The following is an 18,210-nucleotide window of genomic DNA, read 5'->3' on the forward strand; positions in this document are numbered from 1 at the left end:
CAGGTCGAACCTGCTAAGCCGTTAATTCTAAGGTAAATGAAGCCAAGCTCGCGCCTTCTGTAAGTAATACACGTTCTCCCCTTTTCCTTCAAAAGGCCCCCATTCAAGCCGCAGGAAGCCATTTTCCGCCTGAAGAATGGTTCCGTCCTCGTTAAAAACGATCCGTTAGTGTGGATTTGATCTCAACAATCGAATGGTAAACGAGGTCCCTTGTGAGAGTTCACTTTTAACCGTGATCGTGCCGTTATGGGCTTGAACCAGCTTATAGACGATGGCCATGCCCAATCCCGTGCCCTCGGAAGCAGCATCCGTCGTAGTGCCACGGAAATATTGCTGGAATACATGTTCTACCGTATGGGGCGGCATGCCTACGCCGTTGTCTGCAATGCGAATCGTCGCATGCTCTCCTGTTTCCTCGATCTCGACGTAGATATCCGTATGTTCCGGGTTATGGATGATGGAGTTCATCATAATATTTTGCAGGATACGCTGCATGTATTTCATGTCAAAATCGACGTGAATGACCGACGGATCTGCTTGAAAATGCAAGCGGTAGCTGCTTGCTTGCGGAGTATTGCTGATATCCGCAACTACCCTTTTGGTAAATTCGACGATATCCTGCATCGTCTTCTGCAGTGGCAGCGCGCCTTCAGCGCTATGGAGCTGTGTGACGAGGCTCAAATCTTGTATCAATTCCTCCATATGCTTCCCTTTGCCATCCATTTCCCGGATGAACGACATCGCCTCTTCCTTCGACCACTCGTATTGCTCATTTAATAAGAGAGCCGAATATCCTCTGATATAGGTCAAGGGCGTTTTCAAATCATGGGATATCCCCGCAATCCATTCCTGCTTGGCTTGTTCGATCCGGTTTCTCTCCACTTCGTTTGCTTGCAAGATACTGCCCAAGGATTGAAGCTGCTGGAGCACCTCCTTATACAAGCGGTACCGCATGCGTAATTTTCCGGTTCGGTTATATATATTCGCCATATTGCCGGGCTGCATGTAATTGTCCCGCGAGAGCTGCTGAATCCAGGACATAAGGAAGCCGATCGGACCGCCGAAATACCAGCCGAACAAAGCGATGCATAGCAGCGTGCTAACCCCGAAAATCCCCCCTACGATAAGACCCTCATCATCCATATTGATGTGAAAACCAAGCGAGGGAAGAAGGCCTTCCACAATAATAGCAATAGATATCCCCGTACCCAGAAGCCACAGCACGAGCCCTAATGCCAAGTGAATCGTGAATCGAGTTTTTATTCGCATAGCCGTACCTCATTCGGGGGGATGAATTTATAACCGATTCCTCTTAAATTCACGATGATTTTGGGTTTTCGGGTATCGTCGCCGAGCTTCTTGCGCAGCTTGGAAATATGAATCGTAACCGTTTTTTCTTCCCCGAACACATCATTTCCCCATACCAACTCGTATAGCTGGCCCGTCGTAAAGATATGATTGGGGTGCTTGCAGAAGAAATGAAGAAGGTCCAGCTCCTTCGCCGTGCAATCGACGGTTTGGCCCTTCACGGTTAACGTGGCCGACTCCGGATGAAATGAGAAGTACCCGTAATCGTATGCCGTATTTTGTTGATACGCGCGTTTCAGGATCTTTTCCCGGCGAAGGATCGCCTTGATTCGGGCAACGACCTCCAACGGATTAAAAGGTTTGGTGATATAATCGTCTCCGCCGATCCCGAGCCCCGTTAATTTGTCGAAGTCGGTGGAGCGGGCGCTTATGAAAATAATCGGTGCATTCGTATGTTTCCGAATCTCCGTACAGAGCTCAAAGCCGCTTAGATCCGGGAGCATGATATCCAGCAAAATCATATCATACGTCTTTTCTCTGACGCGCTGCAACGCGTCTCTGCCCGATGATGCCGTGTCCATATGCGTGAAATTCTCTTTCCGAAGCGTGATCTCCAGCAGCTTCAAAATGCCGATTTCATCATCGACGGCCAGTATGGATGCAGATTCCATGTTGATCTTCCCTCATTTCAAACGTGTCCTGAATCTTCTCTTTCTATCTTACTCCATTTACAAATTCAGGAGGTTGATTCAAGTAAAATGTTACGTGTTTTTTCCGTACCGTTTACTTTATTTTTACTTTCATTCCCTAAGCTTAGGGTAACACATCCATAAATGATCGGGAGGAACTCAGGAATGGAAGCCATCATTCAAATCCATCAAGTCAGTAAGACGTTCCAGGGCATAGATACCATTAAGAACGTCAATATGAGCATCGACAGAGGAGAAATTTACGGTTTTTTAGGTCCGAACGGGGCAGGAAAAACAACGATTATGAAAATGATATTAAATTTGGTCAAACCCTCTTCCGGTGAAATCCGGGTATTCAATCAGATCGTTACGCCAACGTCCCATCAATATTTAAAAAGAATCGGCAGCATCATTGAATATCCCGTATTTTACGATCGGCTGACGGCGGAAACGAATTTGGAGTTTCACTGCAGGTATATGGACTACAGCGATAAGCCTGCGATCAAGGACGCGCTGGAGATCGTAGGTCTGCAAGGAGTAGGGAAGAAAAAGATCCATGAATTCTCGCTGGGCATGAAACAACGGTTAGGCATTGCACGTGCGATCGTGACGAAGCCGGATATTCTCATCCTCGACGAACCGATCAACGGCCTTGATCCGATCGGGATTAAAGAAATGCGGGAGCTTCTGCTGTTATTAAAGAAAAAATACAAAACAACCATTTTAATTTCGAGTCATATTGTGTCGGAAATCGAATCGGTCGCCGATACGGTTGGCATTATTCATCAAGGCACTTTTTTACAAGAAGTCAAGATGGAAGACATCCGAAAACAACATGCGGGATCGTTAGAAGAGTATTTCATCAATCTCATTCATGGGGGCCAACGTTATGCTTAAACTTATCCAACTCGAATGGCAAAAAAACAATCTATCTCACAATCTTAAAGGGGTCTTCATTTGCATGGTGGCCATTTACGCTGCCGTTGTCCTTATGACGTTGGGTACCCAGGGCGAGAGCGAACCTATGGATTATGCCGAATTTATGTCTTTAACGGATATTTTGATCCGGATCACCTTTATCATTTTCGCAAGCGTGATTTTATCCCGTTTAGTGATTGAAGAATATAAGAGCAAGATGATCCAAGTGTTGTTCACCTATCCGCAGCAGCGAAAAAAAATAATGCAAGCCAAGTTATTGATCGTGTATGTATTCTGTTTCTTCAGCATCCTTGTAACGACGTTGATGATTAATCTGTTAACGTATTTCCTGAATCCGATCCTAGGGTTATTTGACGCACCGGTTCGTCTTGATGAAATGGCTGCCACCCTTCCGTCAACGCTGCTAAACGCCTTTATGATCGCAGGAATCAGCCTGATTCCGCTAATTTTTGGCATGAGAAAAAAGTCGACGGCTTCCACCATTACATCCGCTGTCATCATTGGATTTCTGGTTAACGCCACGGTGTCTGACGGAGGAAGCTCGTCCAGCCTGTTCCAATTCATTGCCATTCCGATCATACTCTGTCTGCTTGGTCTTCTCCTCGGCTATCTTTCTTTTTACAAAATCGATCAAAACGACGTGGCCTAATAATGTGCTCCGTACATAAGGGGAGGGAATAGAGCATGGGAAAAATGCTAACCGCTTTGCTTGTCCTGATGGCCATTGGTGTGCTGGTAAGTGGCTGCCAAGGAATAGGAAAAGCAAGTTATCACCATGAAACATCCTTTGAGGCAAAACGCATAGAAGAAATTGAAGTTCATAATGATTCTTGGGATATCGAGTTCCAGCATACAGATTCCCCGAACATCATCGTCATTTGCGATGGAAAGCAGTTGGACGGAAAGAGCGATCCGGTAACGATTAATCAGGATGGGAACAAAATGATCATCACCCAGCAAGATCAAGGAGGAATCACAGGGGGATTTTCATTAGGCAAAAATGGCACGATCTATATCTCCATTCCCGATCATGAAATCGATACGATTACACTCAACAACGACGCAGGCGATATTAAGATGAAGGACATAGCGACCCAAAACATTTTCCTTACCAACAATTCAGGCTCTGAGCATATTGAAGGACTTTCCGCAGACAAGGGAGAGTTCACATCCAAGGATGGGGAATTCACGCTGAAAGACAGCTCACTAAACGAATCAAAGGTAACTTCCGGCAGCGGCGACAGCTCCCTGACCCGTGTAACCAGTCCTGATATGACCATCACTTCAACGGCCGGGGAAGTATCCGTCACGGAAGTTGAGGAAGGAAAATGGCTGCACGTAGAAACAAACTCCGGAGATATCACCGTAGCTTATACTACACCTCCTGCTTCATTAAAGCTGATGGCAAGCAGTGACTCGGCGGATATCCGTGTTGGCTTCGATGGCTTTATGGAGCAGCAGAACACGGAAAAATCGATAGAGGGCACAATTGGGGATGGATCTAACACACTGGAGCTTGTCAGCCATGCAGGAACGATAACTGTAAAATAATACCGGTTACCTTACGAATATCACTCATGCCTTTTGAACAGAGGGCGAGTAAAATACATCACTATGCATATGCTTGATTTTGTCCCAGTTGCCAGGATTCATCGTGTCTGGAGAGCGGTGCTCCAAAATGGCCTGATACAGGTCGGTTTTTTGTTCCAGATGAGCAACGTGCAATTTGGCTTCTTCAAGCTTGGCGATTGCCTCCTCTTTGTGCTTCATCATGAGTGCGTAGCGCTGCGGGAGGGTCGAATCCCCTTCAAGACAGAGATCGACGTACTTTTTAATGACCTCAATCGGCATCCCGGATTGCTTGAGGCATTTGATGCCATGCAGCCAGTTGATCGATTCTTCGTCAAACATGCGAATGTTGTGTTGATTGCGCTGTACGCTTGGCACCAGACCTTTATCCGTGTAAAAGCGTACTGCATGCTCGGTGAGTCCCGTTATGAGGGCGGCTTCTTTGACCGTATGCATGTGAAACCCTCCTTGAAAAATAAATGTATAAAGACGCTTGCCTTCGTGTAACACGAAGGTGGTAGGTTTATTGTAATGCAAATCGACCGTAAGCGGAAGGCGAGCTGAGATACCCGATTTCCGAGTTTCGTGGCCGTTTGCGTTTTTCAATTAAACACTAGGAGGAATTACAATGCAAACTGTAACATTGAACAATGGCGTGAAAATGCCGATGATCGGTTTTGGTGTCTACCAAATTCCGGATGCAGAAGAATGCGAAAACGCCGTATACGAAGCGCTGATGGCCGGTTACCGCTTGATTGATACCGCTGCCGGTTATCTGAATGAGGAAGCGGTCGGACGCGCGATTAAGCGCAGCGGCGTGCCGCGTGAGGAGCTGTTCATCACGACCAAGCTCTGGGTTCAGGATGCCGGATACGAGAGTGCCAAGCTGGCTTTTGCCAAATCCCTGAAGAAGCTGCAGCTCGACTATCTCGATCTCTACCTTATTCACCAGCCGTTCGGCGATTACTACGGCGCTTGGCGTGCAATGGAAGACCTGTACCGCGAAGGCAAGATCAAGGCGATCGGTGTCAGCAACTTCCTGCCCGACCGTCTGATGGACCTCATTGTGCATAATGAAATCGTGCCCGCCATCAACCAGGTCGAAACGCACCCGTTCTATCAGCAAATCGAGAGTGCCGCTTTTATGAAAGAACAGGGAGTACAACACCAGTCGTGGGCGCCGTTCGCTGAAGGGCTTAACAACATGTTCAGCAACGAAGTGCTGACATCAATCGCGGCAAAACACAATAAGTCCGTCGCCCAGGTCGTGTTGCGTTGGCTTGTTCAGCGTGAAGTCGTTGTCATTCCAAAATCGGTGAAAAAAGAGCGGATCATCGAAAACTTCGACATTTTCAATTTTGAGTTAAGCGCGAACGATATCGAACAAATTGCGGCCCTCGATACGCGGGAAAGTCTTTTCTTATCGTACCGCGATCCGGAAGTCGCCAGGATGATGGGCAACTGGAGAGTGGATCTGTAAACCATGATCGAATCCTAAACTTATCACGTGTTTTTCCTTATCTAGTGAAAAAGGACAGCTCGGTCTGAGTTGACCCCTGTCCTTATTTACTTAAAGCCCGCCCTGTTAAAGCCTCGCGAACGTGATGTAATCGACTTGGACCGGCTCTGCCGATTCGCTTCGAAGTGCCCGGTTGATCTGTCCCCGGTGATATTGCCCATGCAGGATAACCTGCGACAGGATGTCCCGGACGGATGATCGGAACGGCAACCCGCTCTGGTTCGCATAATCGATCATCTCGTCCAACTCGGATTCCTCGAGTCCTTCGATGTAGACGCGATATTGCGCGGCATTTTCTTCGAACATCGTCCGGATTGCCGTCAGGTCTTCCGTTTCCTCCCAGAGCGAATATGAAGCGCTGCCCTTGCCCTGCAATCGGGATAACCAAACTCGTTCCGCGACCGCGACGTGCCTAACCAGCTTCAGAAGGTCTTTGTTCTTCGTCCCACTCTCTTCGAGCGCGTCCAGGATGCGTCCGTCCGCCCAGTACAGATGGTCCATCATACACTTGATCGTCTTCATTTGCGCTTCCCCCTCTTCGTTTCATCAACTGGAACCTGCTGGGACCCATTCGTTTAATGGATTCTCGGTTGAAGCTATTCCATTCTGAAGACTATTTTTGTTCCCGTCTCATTGTCACTGAACGGCTTCCTATATTCTATGAACGTTAATTCAATTCCTGAAGTTTGATCGGGTAATGGCGGAGATATTACATAGTTAAATGAAGCATGACCTGAGTGGCTGCCGCCATTCATCATTCGGCAATCATACTGTTCTCCCATTTTCAATTCAAAATAGCTGTGATTGTTAGAAGTTGGAGGTGTCTCAGTCACATCCCAATCCATACTAAAAGTCACTACACTAGCATTACTATACTGCCTTATTGAGTTTACAGTATAAAAGCAGTTCCCTTCTTCGACTGATTTTAGCAGGGGGATATGTTTTCTAAAATCCGACGGTTCAACCATGGGCTTAAAATGCTCTTCACTGCTAAAAGTTCCAAAAACGGCTTTCAGAAAGTCCTCGTAAAGTTCAAACGTTTCAGCCCATTTAGAGATATATTCAAAGGGAGGGAAACCAGGATTGTTGTTGGATAGCTGCTTACGGAGTTTCAATAATTCACAAATTTGTTCATCAATATTATAAATTCGCTCGTCATAATGCTCCACTGGGCGTTCAAAAGGCATCCGTTTCAACATGGATCTCTCCTTTACATGGGTTCAATTACAGGAAAAACGACCAGCCCGCGTCTGGTTATAGGTGTTCCGTTAGCGTAACCTAAATGGGATTAAATCAAAAGTAAAACTACACAAGAAAAGATACAGCTTAGTACGGCAATGAAACTATGAAGACAACTACATGAGATTTTTTCCAGTAGAATTCTTTGTTTCTTTTGAATGAAGTACGAGTAAATGAACACAGTAATCACAAGGGGCAAATATAAATAGAGATCCGGCCCATCACTACTCGGCAAGACTTTATTAATATATCCACCTATAGTTTCGTCAATTAACATACATCCGTATATAACTCCGATTATCCCTGAAACAAAAAACTGAGCTGCTACCTGAACTAGATTGTTCTTTAAGAAGAGAGGAACCAGTTTCCGGTAGAGGTTATGGATCATAATATATTTGGATCCTCCCCCATTTTTTAAGATTATCCTTCTATATTTTACCACACAGTTCCAATTCGTGCAGATCGCTTCATTTTAGCAATTCCGCGTGATAACGCCACACGTCGAAACGATCCTGCCCGTTAACGTTAAATGAACAAAGCAGCCGATCACAATGATCGGCTGCTACTTGCTCTTACTGTGCTATTTTTCCCGTTAGCATAATGACCTTGCTGATTAAACGATTGGTCATTCTAGCATTTTGCTACGTTTTATTTGCTAATCATGCAATTCTATCAATGTGACACCTTGTGCTGATCATTATGATAGGCATCTTCATTAAAGTAATGTTCAAACTGCTTTTCCATTTTATTCGCTACCAATTGGGTGTGGCGTGAATGCACAATGGCTCTAATGACAAAATAAAGGGAGACTATTGTAATCATGAAATAAATGATTTCCATCGAAAATACTCCTCTCTGGAAGGTTTACCATTCAACCTGATCAAAACGCATATCTTTATAGTAGAACTCTTTATCATGATCCGTAATCTCCCGAAGAACTCTGCATGGATTTCCAACAGCGATTACATTCGCAGGAATATCCTTGGTTACCACGCTGCCGGCACCAATTACACTCCCTTTGCCAATGGTGACTCCTGGTACAATAATCGCTCCGCTTCCGATCCACACCCCATCCTCGATGACCACGGGTAATGCAAACATCCCGCCCTCTTTGCGCTTTTCTGGATGTACAGGATGATTCGTTACAGCAATCGTAACATTCGGGCCAAACATGACATCGTTACCGATGGTAACTTTATAGTCGTCAACCACGGTGAGATTGAAATTGATATATACATTATTTCCTACGGTTGTATTTGAACCGTACGACATGCGAATGGGCGGCTCCAACCATACATGTTCTCCAATGCTTCCAAAAAGTTGTTTCATTAACGTTTTGCGTTTTTCAACATCATCCGGATGCAAATGGTTAATTTCATAGCATAACGCCTTACCTCGCTGGCGTGCTTTGGCCAACGCTTCAGCCTCTTTCGGATAATTGGCATCATCATCGGTGAATAATTGTTTGCAAGCCATTCGTTCCTGGATATTCATTCGAAATTTCTCCTTTGTATATAAATTTAGATTCAATTGCATAAGTCTTGGTTAAGATCGGATTTATACAAAGTTTCTAGTGATGTTGTTAAGCCACTTAAACTGTCGGTATCGCATAAAAGCAATGGGTAATTTAATCACCTCGTCTAAGTTGATGACGATATACAAAAGGATCGGTGGTACATGCCAAACAAAAGCACATAGGTAACTAAGCGGCAGAATAATGAACCACATAACAACCGTGTCACACCATAATCCAAATTTAGAATCCCCACCAGCTGTGAATATGCCCGCGATCGTTGTGGAGTTTATCGATTTGGCTATACAATAATAAGCCCCAATGTACAGCATGCCATCTAGGTAACTTTGAGCCGTTGGATTCAAATTGACGATGGAATATATCAATAGTTTAATGAACAGAATCGTGCAGCCTGCAATGACTCCAAATATCAAAGCATAAAAACACATTTTGTTGCCCGCATGCTTTGCTTTCTCGATTTCACCCTGCCCCAAATACTTTCCAACAAGTACAGAACCCCCAGTAGCAATGCCTCCACAGAGTACAACGGCTAGATTTTTAACTACAGACGCTATGGAATTTGCAGCTACCATATCGGAGTTCACATGGCCAATAATGGCAGCAGTCGCGGTAAGAGCTCCTCCCCAAACGATATAATTCCCCTGTACAGGCAGCGTATATTTCAAGAAATCTTTTAATAAATTCCGTTGAATGCCGTCATATATGGGCATCATACGAAAACGAATGGGGCCCTTGGTGATGGAGTGAAACATACAACATGCGAGTTCAACAACCCGTGCCAAAACCGTGGCAAGAGCTACGGCTGAAATGGCCAGTTCGGGCCTGGACGGGAACAAAACAAAAAGGCAAATGGCATTCAACAAAATGTTTAAAATCAAACATAAGGAACTAATCCATGCACTAAGTTTTGCATTTTCCATACTTCTAATCACACTGAGATACATCTGGGATATTCCCATCACAAGATAAGAAACGGAATTCATTTGCAAAAATCTTGAGCCGTATTGAATCAGTTCTGCATCATTGGTGAATAAACGCAAAAGTGTATCCGGAAAAAAGAAGGAAGATAAACCAAACAAAATAGAGACACAAAGGGAGAACATGCAAGCGATGTTAAAAATGCGCTGTATGGTTGAAGTATCCTTCTTCCCCCAGTATTGCGCAGTGAGGATACTTGCCCCCGCTGATATCCCCATGTAAAACAAGGTTAATGCAAAGGTAATTTGCCCTGCGAGTGATACCGCTGACATTGCAGATTGGCTAATCATACCCAGCATAAGTACATCAACGGATATGACGGTTGCCGATATTAAATTTTGTAATGCAATGGGAATGACGAGCGTCATTAACTCCCGATCAAAATCACGATGGCCAGATCCTTTGAGTCGTATGCGGTTTACCACCTATATCCTGTCCTCTCCACTGATCTTCACAATATAAGGATAGGATAATATCGTTGTTGTTTCCATTAATATTGGCTATAATTTTATAAAAATCGTATATTTCTAAAGGATGGTCTCTTTGATGACAAATTTAGAGGTATTTTCGGATTTATCGGAACGTTTGAATTATAATCTTCCTGATTTACCGCTCTATGTCCGAAAGGGAAGCCTGCATCAATTTAACAATTATGCAGCAGTCGCGCATTGGCATTTGGACATCGAGTTTATCTACGTATTGCAAGGATCGATGGATTTCTCTGTCAACGGAAAGATCACTCGATTGCATCAAGGGGATGGGCTTTTTGTGAATAGCCAGCGTTTGCATTTCGGTTATTCTCCTGCAGACCATAACGATTGTTTATTCCTTGTCGTCGTCGTTCATCCCTCGATCCTTGGCGAGAAGACTTCATTTATTCAAACATACTGGGGGGAAAAGTTTAGTTTAACGATGGCTGATTTTGTTGTGCTTACCGATCAGGTTGATTGGCAGCAAAGCATATTACGGTCCATTCAAGAAATCTATCAGGAAATGCACAAGGACCATGCTCCTCCCAATCCGCTTCGTCTGGCATCACAAGCTTTATCTTTGTGTGCAGCAATAGGGGACCATTTGCAGCCCATTTCTGGGCAACCTGGAGTATTGACGCATGTCCAAGAAATGACTCGTTTCATTCATCAAAATTATGATCAAAAAATAACTCTCGAGGACATCGCCTCCGCAGGAGCTGTTTGCCGAAGCCGCTGCTGCACATTATTTAACAAGTATGTGGGCCAGACGCCGGGCAACTATGTCACTCAATATCGCCTTCAAAAAAGCTGCGAAATGTTAAAAGAAACAAGAAGATCCATAAGTGAAATTGCACTTGCCTGCGGTTTTCAAAGTGCTAGTTATTTTTCGTCCATTTTCCGTAAACAGATGGGCATGGTTCCGCAAAACTATCGAAAACAAGTTGCGAATATCGACTTAACGTGAATCAAGGTAATAGGGGGCACCCTTGAAGATGTTATTTCTTTAGCTAAAACAAAAAAAGACGGGACAATTATGGCCCCGTCAAGTCAATGCAGTACCAATGGATAAGGAACGATCACTGCAAGTCCAGTAATTTTTGAACCGTGAGAAGAACACCGTTTTCTTCGTTTGACTTCGTAATGAAGCTCGCTGCCTTTTTCGTATTTTCGCAAGCATTACTCACTGCAAAACTGTATTTTGCGATGGCCATAAGCTCCACGTCATTCTCTCCATCACCAAATGACATGGTTTCCTCGTAGGTGACGCCCAACATTTCTTGCAGTTTCTTTACTGTCTCACCTTTATGCGTATGCAATGCCGTAATATCCAGCCATCTGGCTTCCGAATCAACGATGTAAATTTGTCCACCCAACGTATTCTCCACATGCGCTCTTAATGCTGTACTTCGCCCCTCCGTATCGAAGACCGTAATTTTGATAAAACGGGTATCTATGTTTGCAAAGGAATCTGTTTTCACTACACGTTCATAAGAGCCTTTAACCACCTTGTACATATCCTCTGAAATGGAAGAATGAACGTAAGCAGCGTCGCTTGCACAGACGATCAGGGTCATGTTGTTGTCAAAGTCTTGAATTCGATCAATCGCCTGTAGGGCGAGATCCCGATCAATACTAAATTCTTTAACCACTTGGCCATCTTTTTTAATTCGAGCAGCACTGTCACCCAGTATCCAAACGCCTTTGCCATGCTCGTCAAACAATTTCTCAACACGTTCACATTGTTTGCCGGTACATGCGACAAATGTGACTCCTTTTTGCTGCATCTCTGCATAAACTGTTTTGAAAAGCTCGACATCGTACAGACCTTCATTGTTCAGAAATGTTCCGTCTAAATCCGTGACTACAAGTTTAATCATTGTATTCGCCTCCTGTGAAATTTCATAAATCACTTTTTCAGACACTTTATAATAGTAATTTAAAAAGTATCTAAAAAAAATCATAACGACTTGGTAACATGCTTATCTATGTTCTACTCGCTACAAAACAAGATTAAAATATGTAACTGGTTTCATGTCAATAAATGAATTGCAGAAATGTTTTCCTTTATCCATGAACGCAACTGATCGGCATCGAAAGCGCGTTCATCTGGATCGGACGGAGAACCCTTTGACAGATAAAGTTGATCATTGAATCAAGGTTTCTTATGATCTAGATTTCTCTCCCCTTTATTTTTGCGGATATGAGGTTCTCTGAAATATGACGGTCTCTGCCTTTAATGCATTCGTAATCCGAATCATTTGTAAAAACAATGTTCATTATAAATCCCCCTATTATCACAAATAAGCTCTCTGATACATCATATCCCATATCCAATACAATTTTAAAAATTTTCTCTATTACTAAACTAAACTGTCCGTTAATTAAAACAGCAGCCGACCAGGTTGATCGGCTGCGTTCTTGGATGTATTGAATTAACGTTACCGTTAGTTTAATGATTATAGTCAGCTTTTTACTTACAAATGGCAGATCAAAATCAGCCAAGCACTGTACAACCCTAGTCCATATTAGCTATAATGCGTTCTTTCAATTCAATAGGATTGTCCGTTTTGACTGCTACATAGTTGTACTCTTTTTCAATTCCCATAAAGAGTGTCACTTTTTGAGGAGTTTTCATTTTTAAAATTAAATCGGGACATGCCTTTTCAAAATCACGTATTACAAAGTCAATAGTGTCCTTGGAGAGTTTACTTTCTAAAATTGTTGAATCTTCAATCATTAATTCAACATTGGAATAATCAATTTTTGCACGTTTCGTTAAACCTAATGACAGATAAAATGATTCATTAGCGAAATAAATTGGATTTAAACGCAACGCTTGTATATCCGCTAAGAAAAAAATAACCGAGTAAATGTTCAGCACTAATAAAAAAATCGATAAAACTGGAGCGATCTCATGCAGCCAGTAATGTACTCCTAATGTTTCTAATATCATGGCATGGATTAACATGATTTGGAATGCAATAAAACTCGATTTTTTATACATTGTGATTCCTATTGGCGCTGTATTTTTCCAACTGCCGAATGCGTAATAAAGCATAAGCAATTCAGAACAAATTATTTGAATAATTGGATTGTTTCGAACGTAAAGCCTCACGGCTTGCGAAAAAGAAAAAACGATAGGAAGATTACTTCTCTTTACTTCAGTTAGTATCTTCGGTATATAACGGAAAAATGTAAAAATTAACAAAATTTCAAAAAGAATGATACAACCTTCTGCTATGATGCCTATCCAAGTAATCGTTTCATAAGGCTCTAGCAATGAAGTTGGTATAAGAAATCGAATTAAAATACACCCTAATGCTGAAAGGATAATGGCTGATTTAACCGTGAATTTATTTCGATAAAGCATCAGGAACAAAGGCAATAAAATAATTAAATCTAACATTGAACCCAGAACTATACTATGGGATTCTTCGAGTAATATCTTTGAACCTATTGTAGTTTGATATAGCAAAAAGTTGCCACTAAAAATCAAAACCAGCATCATGAACCACATTGATTTTGCTTTCTCAATCCAAGTCATTCTGCTCATCCCCTGCTAGCTTTGTCAGTTTTTCGAGTATACGTGCTAAATGTTCCAGATCTTTTATCGGTAGCATCCCATATAGTTTTTCATTCATTTCTTTCTCTAGTAATATTAATTGATCAAAATACTTTTCACTTTTCTCAGCTAATTGGAGTTTTATTTTTCTTCGATTTTCTTGGTCTATTGCTCTAGTGATATACGCATTAACTTCGAGTTTATTTAATAATTGACTGACTGCACTCGTCGATACATTTAAGTTATCTGCCAAAGCTTTTGTTGAATTAACCCCAGATCGAATTAATTCTAAAACTAACACTTGTTTAGCCGTTAATTGATTATCGATATGCTTTTCGTATTTGCTTGCTAATTGTATATTCAACTGCGTTTGTAAACTATTTATTTTCTCAACAAGCTCCAATATTAACCACCCTTTATTATTAAGATAACTTAATAATAAAGGGTGGTTAATTTAATTTCAACGATTAAATTTTATGTCAATATTCACTTTTGTTGTCTGGGACATTCTCCATGCTATCGTTGGGATCGGCGCAGCGATCATATTGCTGTTTATTGGTCCCTTGATTGGCCTATTGTTTCACCCAATCCATAGTTTCATTAATTTCCTGCCGGCAGTGTGGCAACTTGATTAACTTGTTCAAATAACAAGTAGCGTTTACACATGCCACCATCCCCAATCTATAGCTAACCAACAGCACAGCAACCTTCAAAGGTTGCTGTCTTTGCTTTTGACTCTAGGGGCTTGCGACAGTCTATCTCTTTCACAAGAGAAGCAGAAACAACATCAATCCAATAGCGATTTGCTGTACGTTTTGTCTTATTCATGACCTTCATTCATTTTCAAGTCATTTTTTAGTCGCTCCAGCTGCAAAAGATGATGTCTGTAGTGCATTTCGATTAACAAAAACCACTCTGTAGCGTTTAATTCACCGAGTCTCGGGTGAAGAACTTTCTTATGATCGGGAGCTTGGTACAGATCAGGTTCCTTACTTTTCATACGCTCCATTACACGATTAAGACCATCGGACAGCTGCTCTTTATTCTGCGGTTGCTGTGGGGTGTATTGCGGCGAAGCAGGTACCCGTATCCGAACCTGCGGGAAGCTCCCTAGTTTAAATACTGCCTTCCCCTCCTCCGTTTTCTCTCCAACGGTGCTCAATGAAACATCATGATCTGCTAAACATTGGTCAACATTCTTCAAATGCATGAATAGCGCGGATTGAATCAAATGCATGTACATTTGCCCGACGGACCATTCCTCCTCACACCTTTTATGGAGCAATTGCTCCATATCGAGGTTATTTAACTCGCTTAAATACTGACCGATCGTCTCTTCAAGCGACTGCAATACTTTCTCTGTTTCTCTCATTTTTCGAACAACTCCTCTTCTTGTTTTGCTATACCTTCATCATAAAAAAACGCTGCTGACAACAGTGTGTCAGTAGCGTTTTGTCATTTTTTTGCCCCTTCTTGATCCCGATCACATAGTATGAGACTACTGCTTTTAATAGCTAATTCGAGATTAACATCATCAACCCGCTCCCCGCCCAAAGTAAGTACCCGGCTTGAATAATGATATATAATACTTTTTCCATAAGCATTAGTTTTCTTTGTCTTTTAACCTTTCGTAATTGCAGATAAGAAATGAAGGAACCAATGAGTAATAGAATCACTGCCACTTGATTAAGCGTATCTAATACCGTTATGATATTTCATTCCCTTCACAGTTATAAAATGAGTTAAAACCAAGAGTAATCACCCTCCGTTGCCAATCCACCTGTTTTTAATAGCAGCGCCCATGATGATGAAGTTTTTTTCCATTGCTTATCCCCTTCATATTTGGCTGCTGCAATTAGAACGGAATGAGTTACATAGATCGTTACGCTAATTCGAATTTCAATTCCAATTTTGACTTGAGGCAGATTTATACTTCCCATACCTCGTTAAGCTTGTTCCATTTCAAGGTTCCTTTCCTCAGACTTCATCGATGGTTCTGCCTGAGAAGCTTTGTCCCGGAAAGCCCGGCGACTTAGCAAGCCTACCAAAAGCGCTAGCATGGTCAGGCCGGCCGCGAACAGGTAGAGATTCACGATCCCGATATATTCGGCAAGCCCAGCCATGCCCAGCAGCGAAATGCAAAATACGAGATGCATAAGTGAAGCTTGGGCAGATAACACCTTGGGCAGCAAAAGTTTGGCTACGCTGCGCTGAATTAAGGTGCGCCGGTTAATAACGGAAAGCTCTGCGAAAGGCCCCATTAACATAACCAAAATAAGTGCAACGTATGGCTCTGTATTGAGCGCGTAAAGTGCGGTTAGAACGCCATAACCGGCCATGCCGATCATCATCACCGCTAAATAGCGGTTGCCAATCGTTCTTGCCAGTGCCAGTACCAGCATTCCACCACCTATTGTCCCTGCAAAATAAGCGGCATTAATAAATCCCCACCATTCTTCGCCTTGTCCAAGTGCGACTTGAACGAACGCAAGGGTAAAGGCGCCAACCCAAATCGAACCGCCAAGCATGTCGATCATGTCCATAAACGTAAGCACCCGCAGGCGAGGTGTTTTCCATATCATCTTCCAGCCTTCGGTCAGCGTATGCCATCTGGATGTGCCAAGTGCCGGTATTTCGTCAGAGGACGCGTTCAATTCCTTATCTCCAGATCCCGATTTCGTTGGTTCTTTGACGCCCAGCGTAAATGCCGCGGCAAGACCATAGATAACAGCCGTCAGCAACAACGTGGGGCTGGCACCCAGAAATGCAACGACGATGCCGCTTAATCCCCAGCCTGCGAATTGTACGACCTGATCGCTGACGCTAATCAGCCCGTTGGCTTTAAGCAAACCTTGCTCACGCGTTACTAAACGTGGTATAAGTGCATTTCGGGCCGGGGTTGTCCATCCGTCGAGAAAAGACATCACGAATACGAGTGAAAATACCAATACAAGCGATGAAGCCTCTCCATGAAGCTGTAAATAAACGGCCAGGCAAACGAACAGCAGGAATTGCCCCACTTGCGACAATAAAAGAAGGTTGGACAACTTGAAACGATGGATCAGCAAAGGCGCAATCAGGCTGCTCAGCATTTGAGCCCCGCTGCGCATCAGCGGCATCAGCGCCGCCGATACGAGAGACTCGGTCCGATCAAGGACCAGCACCGTAAGGGCCATTATGTAAAGCACATCAGCTGCATTCGCCGCGGTTTGGGTCGTCCACAGGAAATAAAAAGGACGGGTCAAATTGGATGATTTCATGACAAATTTTTCTCCATTTCTTAAAAGTTACTTAATTAAACAACAATAAGAGTCATTCTTAAAAAATATTCAATAAAAATAAGATTAATGTAATTAAAACAGTTTTACAACAAAAAACAGGAAAAACATAACATCTCGCTTATTTAAGATTCCTCATGTAAAAGGGAAAGAGACTAACTAGCCGACTTTTTTCTGGATTAAAAAAAGACTGGAGAAACGCTTGGGGAAAGGCCCGGCATTTTCCAGTCTTTTGTCTTGTATGGACGCTAATTTTTCCTCCGCGCTCATTTATAGTTGCGGGCAGGAAATGTTTCCGTTTTACACCATCCGCTGTCTCATCGCCTCAAACAACAGGACCGTTGCCGCCATCGCGGCGTTCAGCGACTCGGCTTGTCCCTGCATCGGGATGGTGATCGCATCGTCGACCCGTCGGGCCGTGGCATCGGAAATACCTTTGCCCTCGTTGCCGATGACCAGCCAAACGGACTGCGTAAAATCGTAACTGTAGCACGAGTGCTCTGCCTGCAGTGACGTGCTGACAAGTCGTACGCCCGCCGCTTTTGCCTCAGGCAGGATCGTTTCCAGATCGCCTTCCACGATCGGCAAATGGAACAAAGAGCCCATCGTAGATCGAATCGTTTTTGGATTATATACGTCGGCAGAGCCGGCTCCCAGCACTACGCCTGCCGCTCCGGCGGCGTCGGCACTGCGAATGATCGTTCCGACATTGCCCGGATCCTGCACGCCATCCAGCACAACGACGAGTCCTTTCGCGTCTGACCACAGGTTTTGCAGCGGTTCGCTGCTTTTGCGCACCACGGCAAACACAGGCTGGGGCGTCATCGTATCCGTACATTTTGCAATGACCGCTGGGGAGACGCTAATCCACTCCACGTGCTGAAGCGGCGTTTCCAATCCGGCAAGTTCCTTCGGAATGCCTCGTTCTCCGTCGTAAGCGATGCATTCCAGATCCGCGCCTGCGCGCAATGCCTCCTGCACGAGGTGAATGCCTTCAATCATATATTTATGCTGACGGGTACGATGCTTCTTCTCCAGCAATTGTGCCCATTCTTTCACGCGGTTATTTTGAGGTGATACGATATCCATGATTCCATCCTTCCCGTTCTCGGGTCATTTCTT

Annotated in this window: 21 protein-coding genes; 5 read left to right on the plus strand and 16 right to left on the minus strand. The window is 43.6% G+C overall.

The annotated features are described in order from the left end of the window. Positions 1 to 165: 165 nt before the first annotated feature. Together SNR34_RS26340 and SNR34_RS26345 are read right to left on the minus strand one after the other, a co-directional pair. Positions 166 to 1,269 (minus strand): sensor histidine kinase, encoded by a 1,104-nt coding sequence (locus SNR34_RS26340; RefSeq protein ID WP_486180547.1) that lies wholly within the window; start codon positions 1,267 to 1,269, stop codon positions 166 to 168. Continuing rightward, complete coding sequence (locus tag SNR34_RS26345; protein WP_486180548.1) at positions 1,260 to 1,979, minus strand: response regulator transcription factor; 720 nt, start codon at positions 1,977 to 1,979, stop codon at positions 1,260 to 1,262. Before SNR34_RS26345 ends, SNR34_RS26340 begins: the two co-directional genes overlap by 10 nt. A 183-nt stretch (positions 1,980 to 2,162) precedes the next feature. On the opposite strand from SNR34_RS26345, the gene SNR34_RS26350 reads away from it, so the two are divergent. The 3 genes from SNR34_RS26350 to SNR34_RS26360 are packed head-to-tail and all read left to right on the plus strand — an operon-like array spanning position 2,163 to position 4,487. Continuing rightward, positions 2,163 to 2,894 carry an ABC transporter ATP-binding protein gene (locus SNR34_RS26350; RefSeq protein WP_486180549.1) on the plus strand — a complete coding sequence of 244 codons (732 nt, stop codon included), beginning with the start codon at positions 2,163 to 2,165 and terminating at the stop codon, positions 2,892 to 2,894. After that, complete coding sequence (locus SNR34_RS26355; protein ID WP_236414770.1) at positions 2,887 to 3,585, plus strand: ABC transporter permease; 699 nt, start codon at positions 2,887 to 2,889, stop codon at positions 3,583 to 3,585. Before SNR34_RS26350 ends, SNR34_RS26355 begins: the two co-directional genes overlap by 8 nt. 35 nt (positions 3,586 to 3,620) lie before the next feature. Further along, positions 3,621 to 4,487, plus strand: coding sequence for a DUF4097 family beta strand repeat-containing protein (locus SNR34_RS26360; protein ID WP_486180550.1), 867 nt, complete (start codon positions 3,621 to 3,623; stop codon positions 4,485 to 4,487). A 24-nt stretch (positions 4,488 to 4,511) separates the two neighbouring features. Here SNR34_RS26360 and SNR34_RS26365 read toward each other — a convergent pair whose 3' ends face one another. Next, positions 4,512 to 4,961, minus strand: a complete 450-nt coding sequence (locus SNR34_RS26365) for a MerR family transcriptional regulator (RefSeq protein ID WP_486180551.1) — start codon at positions 4,959 to 4,961, stop codon at positions 4,512 to 4,514. Positions 4,962 to 5,133: 172 nt separating this feature from the next. Between SNR34_RS26365 and SNR34_RS26370 the strand changes: the two genes are divergently transcribed. After that, the gene (locus SNR34_RS26370) at positions 5,134 to 5,985 is read left to right on the plus strand and encodes an aldo/keto reductase (protein ID WP_486180552.1); all 852 of its coding nucleotides are present in this window, start codon (positions 5,134 to 5,136) and stop codon (positions 5,983 to 5,985) included. 105 nt (positions 5,986 to 6,090) lie between these two features. Here SNR34_RS26370 and SNR34_RS26375 read toward each other — a convergent pair whose 3' ends face one another. The 5 genes from SNR34_RS26375 to SNR34_RS26395 all read right to left on the minus strand — a co-directional run bounded on the left by SNR34_RS26375 (position 6,091) and on the right by SNR34_RS26395 (position 10,143). Continuing rightward, entirely contained in the window at positions 6,091 to 6,546 is a 456-nt protein-coding gene (locus tag SNR34_RS26375) for a DinB family protein (RefSeq protein ID WP_339274602.1), read from the minus strand. A 74-nt stretch (positions 6,547 to 6,620) separates the two neighbouring features. Further along, positions 6,621 to 7,223, minus strand: coding sequence for a hypothetical protein (locus SNR34_RS26380; protein WP_343262633.1), 603 nt, complete (start codon positions 7,221 to 7,223; stop codon positions 6,621 to 6,623). A 712-nt stretch (positions 7,224 to 7,935) separates the two neighbouring features. Further along, positions 7,936 to 8,103, minus strand: coding sequence for a hypothetical protein (locus SNR34_RS26385; protein ID WP_486180553.1), 168 nt, complete (start codon positions 8,101 to 8,103; stop codon positions 7,936 to 7,938). A gap of 24 nt (positions 8,104 to 8,127) precedes the next feature. Further along, a complete protein-coding gene (locus SNR34_RS26390) occupies positions 8,128 to 8,757 on the minus strand; it encodes a DapH/DapD/GlmU-related protein (RefSeq protein WP_236414783.1) in 630 nt (209 codons plus the stop codon). 63 nt (positions 8,758 to 8,820) lie between these two features. Then, a complete protein-coding gene (locus tag SNR34_RS26395) occupies positions 8,821 to 10,143 on the minus strand; it encodes an MATE family efflux transporter (protein WP_486180554.1) in 1,323 nt (440 codons plus the stop codon). A gap of 178 nt (positions 10,144 to 10,321) precedes the next feature. On the opposite strand from SNR34_RS26395, the gene SNR34_RS26400 reads away from it, so the two are divergent. Then, positions 10,322 to 11,212: a helix-turn-helix domain-containing protein gene (locus SNR34_RS26400; protein ID WP_486180555.1), complete on the plus strand. Its 891-nt coding sequence runs from the start codon at positions 10,322 to 10,324 to the stop codon at positions 11,210 to 11,212. A 112-nt stretch (positions 11,213 to 11,324) separates the two neighbouring features. On the opposite strand, the gene SNR34_RS26405 is transcribed toward SNR34_RS26400, so the two are convergent. The 8 genes from SNR34_RS26405 to SNR34_RS26440 all read right to left on the minus strand — a co-directional run bounded on the left by SNR34_RS26405 (position 11,325) and on the right by SNR34_RS26440 (position 18,177). Continuing rightward, on the minus strand, positions 11,325 to 12,125 hold the full coding sequence (locus tag SNR34_RS26405; RefSeq protein WP_236414790.1) for a Cof-type HAD-IIB family hydrolase: 801 nt from the start codon (positions 12,123 to 12,125) through the stop codon (positions 11,325 to 11,327). A gap of 292 nt (positions 12,126 to 12,417) precedes the next feature. After that, entirely contained in the window at positions 12,418 to 12,750 is a 333-nt protein-coding gene (locus SNR34_RS26410) for a hypothetical protein (RefSeq protein ID WP_236414791.1), read from the minus strand. Between the two features lie 13 nt (positions 12,751 to 12,763). Next, positions 12,764 to 13,792 (minus strand): beta-carotene 15,15'-monooxygenase, encoded by a 1,029-nt coding sequence (locus tag SNR34_RS26415; protein WP_486180556.1) that lies wholly within the window; start codon positions 13,790 to 13,792, stop codon positions 12,764 to 12,766. Further along, positions 13,779 to 14,213 (minus strand): MarR family winged helix-turn-helix transcriptional regulator, encoded by a 435-nt coding sequence (locus SNR34_RS26420; protein ID WP_486180557.1) that lies wholly within the window; start codon positions 14,211 to 14,213, stop codon positions 13,779 to 13,781. The genes SNR34_RS26415 and SNR34_RS26420 overlap by 14 nt, the downstream gene beginning before the upstream one ends. Before the next feature lie 417 nt (positions 14,214 to 14,630). Then, positions 14,631 to 15,182 carry a DinB family protein gene (locus SNR34_RS26425; RefSeq protein ID WP_343262638.1) on the minus strand — a complete coding sequence of 184 codons (552 nt, stop codon included), beginning with the start codon at positions 15,180 to 15,182 and terminating at the stop codon, positions 14,631 to 14,633. A 370-nt stretch (positions 15,183 to 15,552) separates the two neighbouring features. Further along, a complete protein-coding gene (locus SNR34_RS26430; RefSeq protein WP_486180558.1) occupies positions 15,553 to 15,750 on the minus strand; it encodes a hypothetical protein in 198 nt (65 codons plus the stop codon). A 6-nt stretch (positions 15,751 to 15,756) separates the two neighbouring features. After that, positions 15,757 to 17,070 carry an MFS transporter gene (locus SNR34_RS26435; protein WP_486180559.1) on the minus strand — a complete coding sequence of 438 codons (1,314 nt, stop codon included), beginning with the start codon at positions 17,068 to 17,070 and terminating at the stop codon, positions 15,757 to 15,759. 318 nt (positions 17,071 to 17,388) lie between these two features. Then, complete coding sequence (locus tag SNR34_RS26440) at positions 17,389 to 18,177, minus strand: TrmH family RNA methyltransferase (protein ID WP_486180560.1); 789 nt, start codon at positions 18,175 to 18,177, stop codon at positions 17,389 to 17,391. Between the last annotated feature and the right edge of the window lie 33 nt (positions 18,178 to 18,210).

It is taken from the genome of Paenibacillus sp. XP01 (assembly GCF_057364885.1).

Bases quoted from the DNA above. Each gene is read 5' to 3' on its own strand.
- SNR34_RS26340 (WP_486180547.1), bottom strand. From the start codon at position 1,269: ATGCGAATAAAAACTCGATTCACGATTCACTTGGCATTAGGGCTCGTG.
- SNR34_RS26415 (WP_486180556.1), bottom strand. From the start codon at position 13,792: ATGACTTGGATTGAGAAAGCAAAATCAATGTGGTTCATGATGCTGGTT.
- SNR34_RS26370 (WP_486180552.1), top strand. From the start codon at position 5,134: ATGCAAACTGTAACATTGAACAATGGCGTGAAAATGCCGATGATCGGT.
- SNR34_RS26400 (WP_486180555.1), top strand. From the start codon at position 10,322: ATGACAAATTTAGAGGTATTTTCGGATTTATCGGAACGTTTGAATTAT.
- SNR34_RS26425 (WP_343262638.1), bottom strand. From the start codon at position 15,182: ATGAGAGAAACAGAGAAAGTATTGCAGTCGCTTGAAGAGACGATCGGT.
- SNR34_RS26430 (WP_486180558.1), bottom strand. From the start codon at position 15,750: ATGGGAAGTATAAATCTGCCTCAAGTCAAAATTGGAATTGAAATTCGA.
- SNR34_RS26395 (WP_486180554.1), bottom strand. From the start codon at position 10,143: ATGACGCTCGTCATTCCCATTGCATTACAAAATTTAATATCGGCAACC.
- SNR34_RS26365 (WP_486180551.1), bottom strand. From the start codon at position 4,961: ATGCATACGGTCAAAGAAGCCGCCCTCATAACGGGACTCACCGAGCAT.
- SNR34_RS26360 (WP_486180550.1), top strand. From the start codon at position 3,621: ATGGGAAAAATGCTAACCGCTTTGCTTGTCCTGATGGCCATTGGTGTG.
- SNR34_RS26405 (WP_236414790.1), bottom strand. From the start codon at position 12,125: ATGATTAAACTTGTAGTCACGGATTTAGACGGAACATTTCTGAACAAT.
- SNR34_RS26345 (WP_486180548.1), bottom strand. From the start codon at position 1,979: ATGGAATCTGCATCCATACTGGCCGTCGATGATGAAATCGGCATTTTG.
- SNR34_RS26385 (WP_486180553.1), bottom strand. From the start codon at position 8,103: ATGGAAATCATTTATTTCATGATTACAATAGTCTCCCTTTATTTTGTC.
- SNR34_RS26350 (WP_486180549.1), top strand. From the start codon at position 2,163: ATGGAAGCCATCATTCAAATCCATCAAGTCAGTAAGACGTTCCAGGGC.
- SNR34_RS26435 (WP_486180559.1), bottom strand. From the start codon at position 17,070: ATGAAATCATCCAATTTGACCCGTCCTTTTTATTTCCTGTGGACGACC.
- SNR34_RS26440 (WP_486180560.1), bottom strand. From the start codon at position 18,177: ATGGATATCGTATCACCTCAAAATAACCGCGTGAAAGAATGGGCACAA.
- SNR34_RS26380 (WP_343262633.1), bottom strand. From the start codon at position 7,223: ATGTTGAAACGGATGCCTTTTGAACGCCCAGTGGAGCATTATGACGAG.
- SNR34_RS26390 (WP_236414783.1), bottom strand. From the start codon at position 8,757: ATGAATATCCAGGAACGAATGGCTTGCAAACAATTATTCACCGATGAT.
- SNR34_RS26375 (WP_339274602.1), bottom strand. From the start codon at position 6,546: ATGAAGACGATCAAGTGTATGATGGACCATCTGTACTGGGCGGACGGA.
- SNR34_RS26355 (WP_236414770.1), top strand. From the start codon at position 2,887: ATGCTTAAACTTATCCAACTCGAATGGCAAAAAAACAATCTATCTCAC.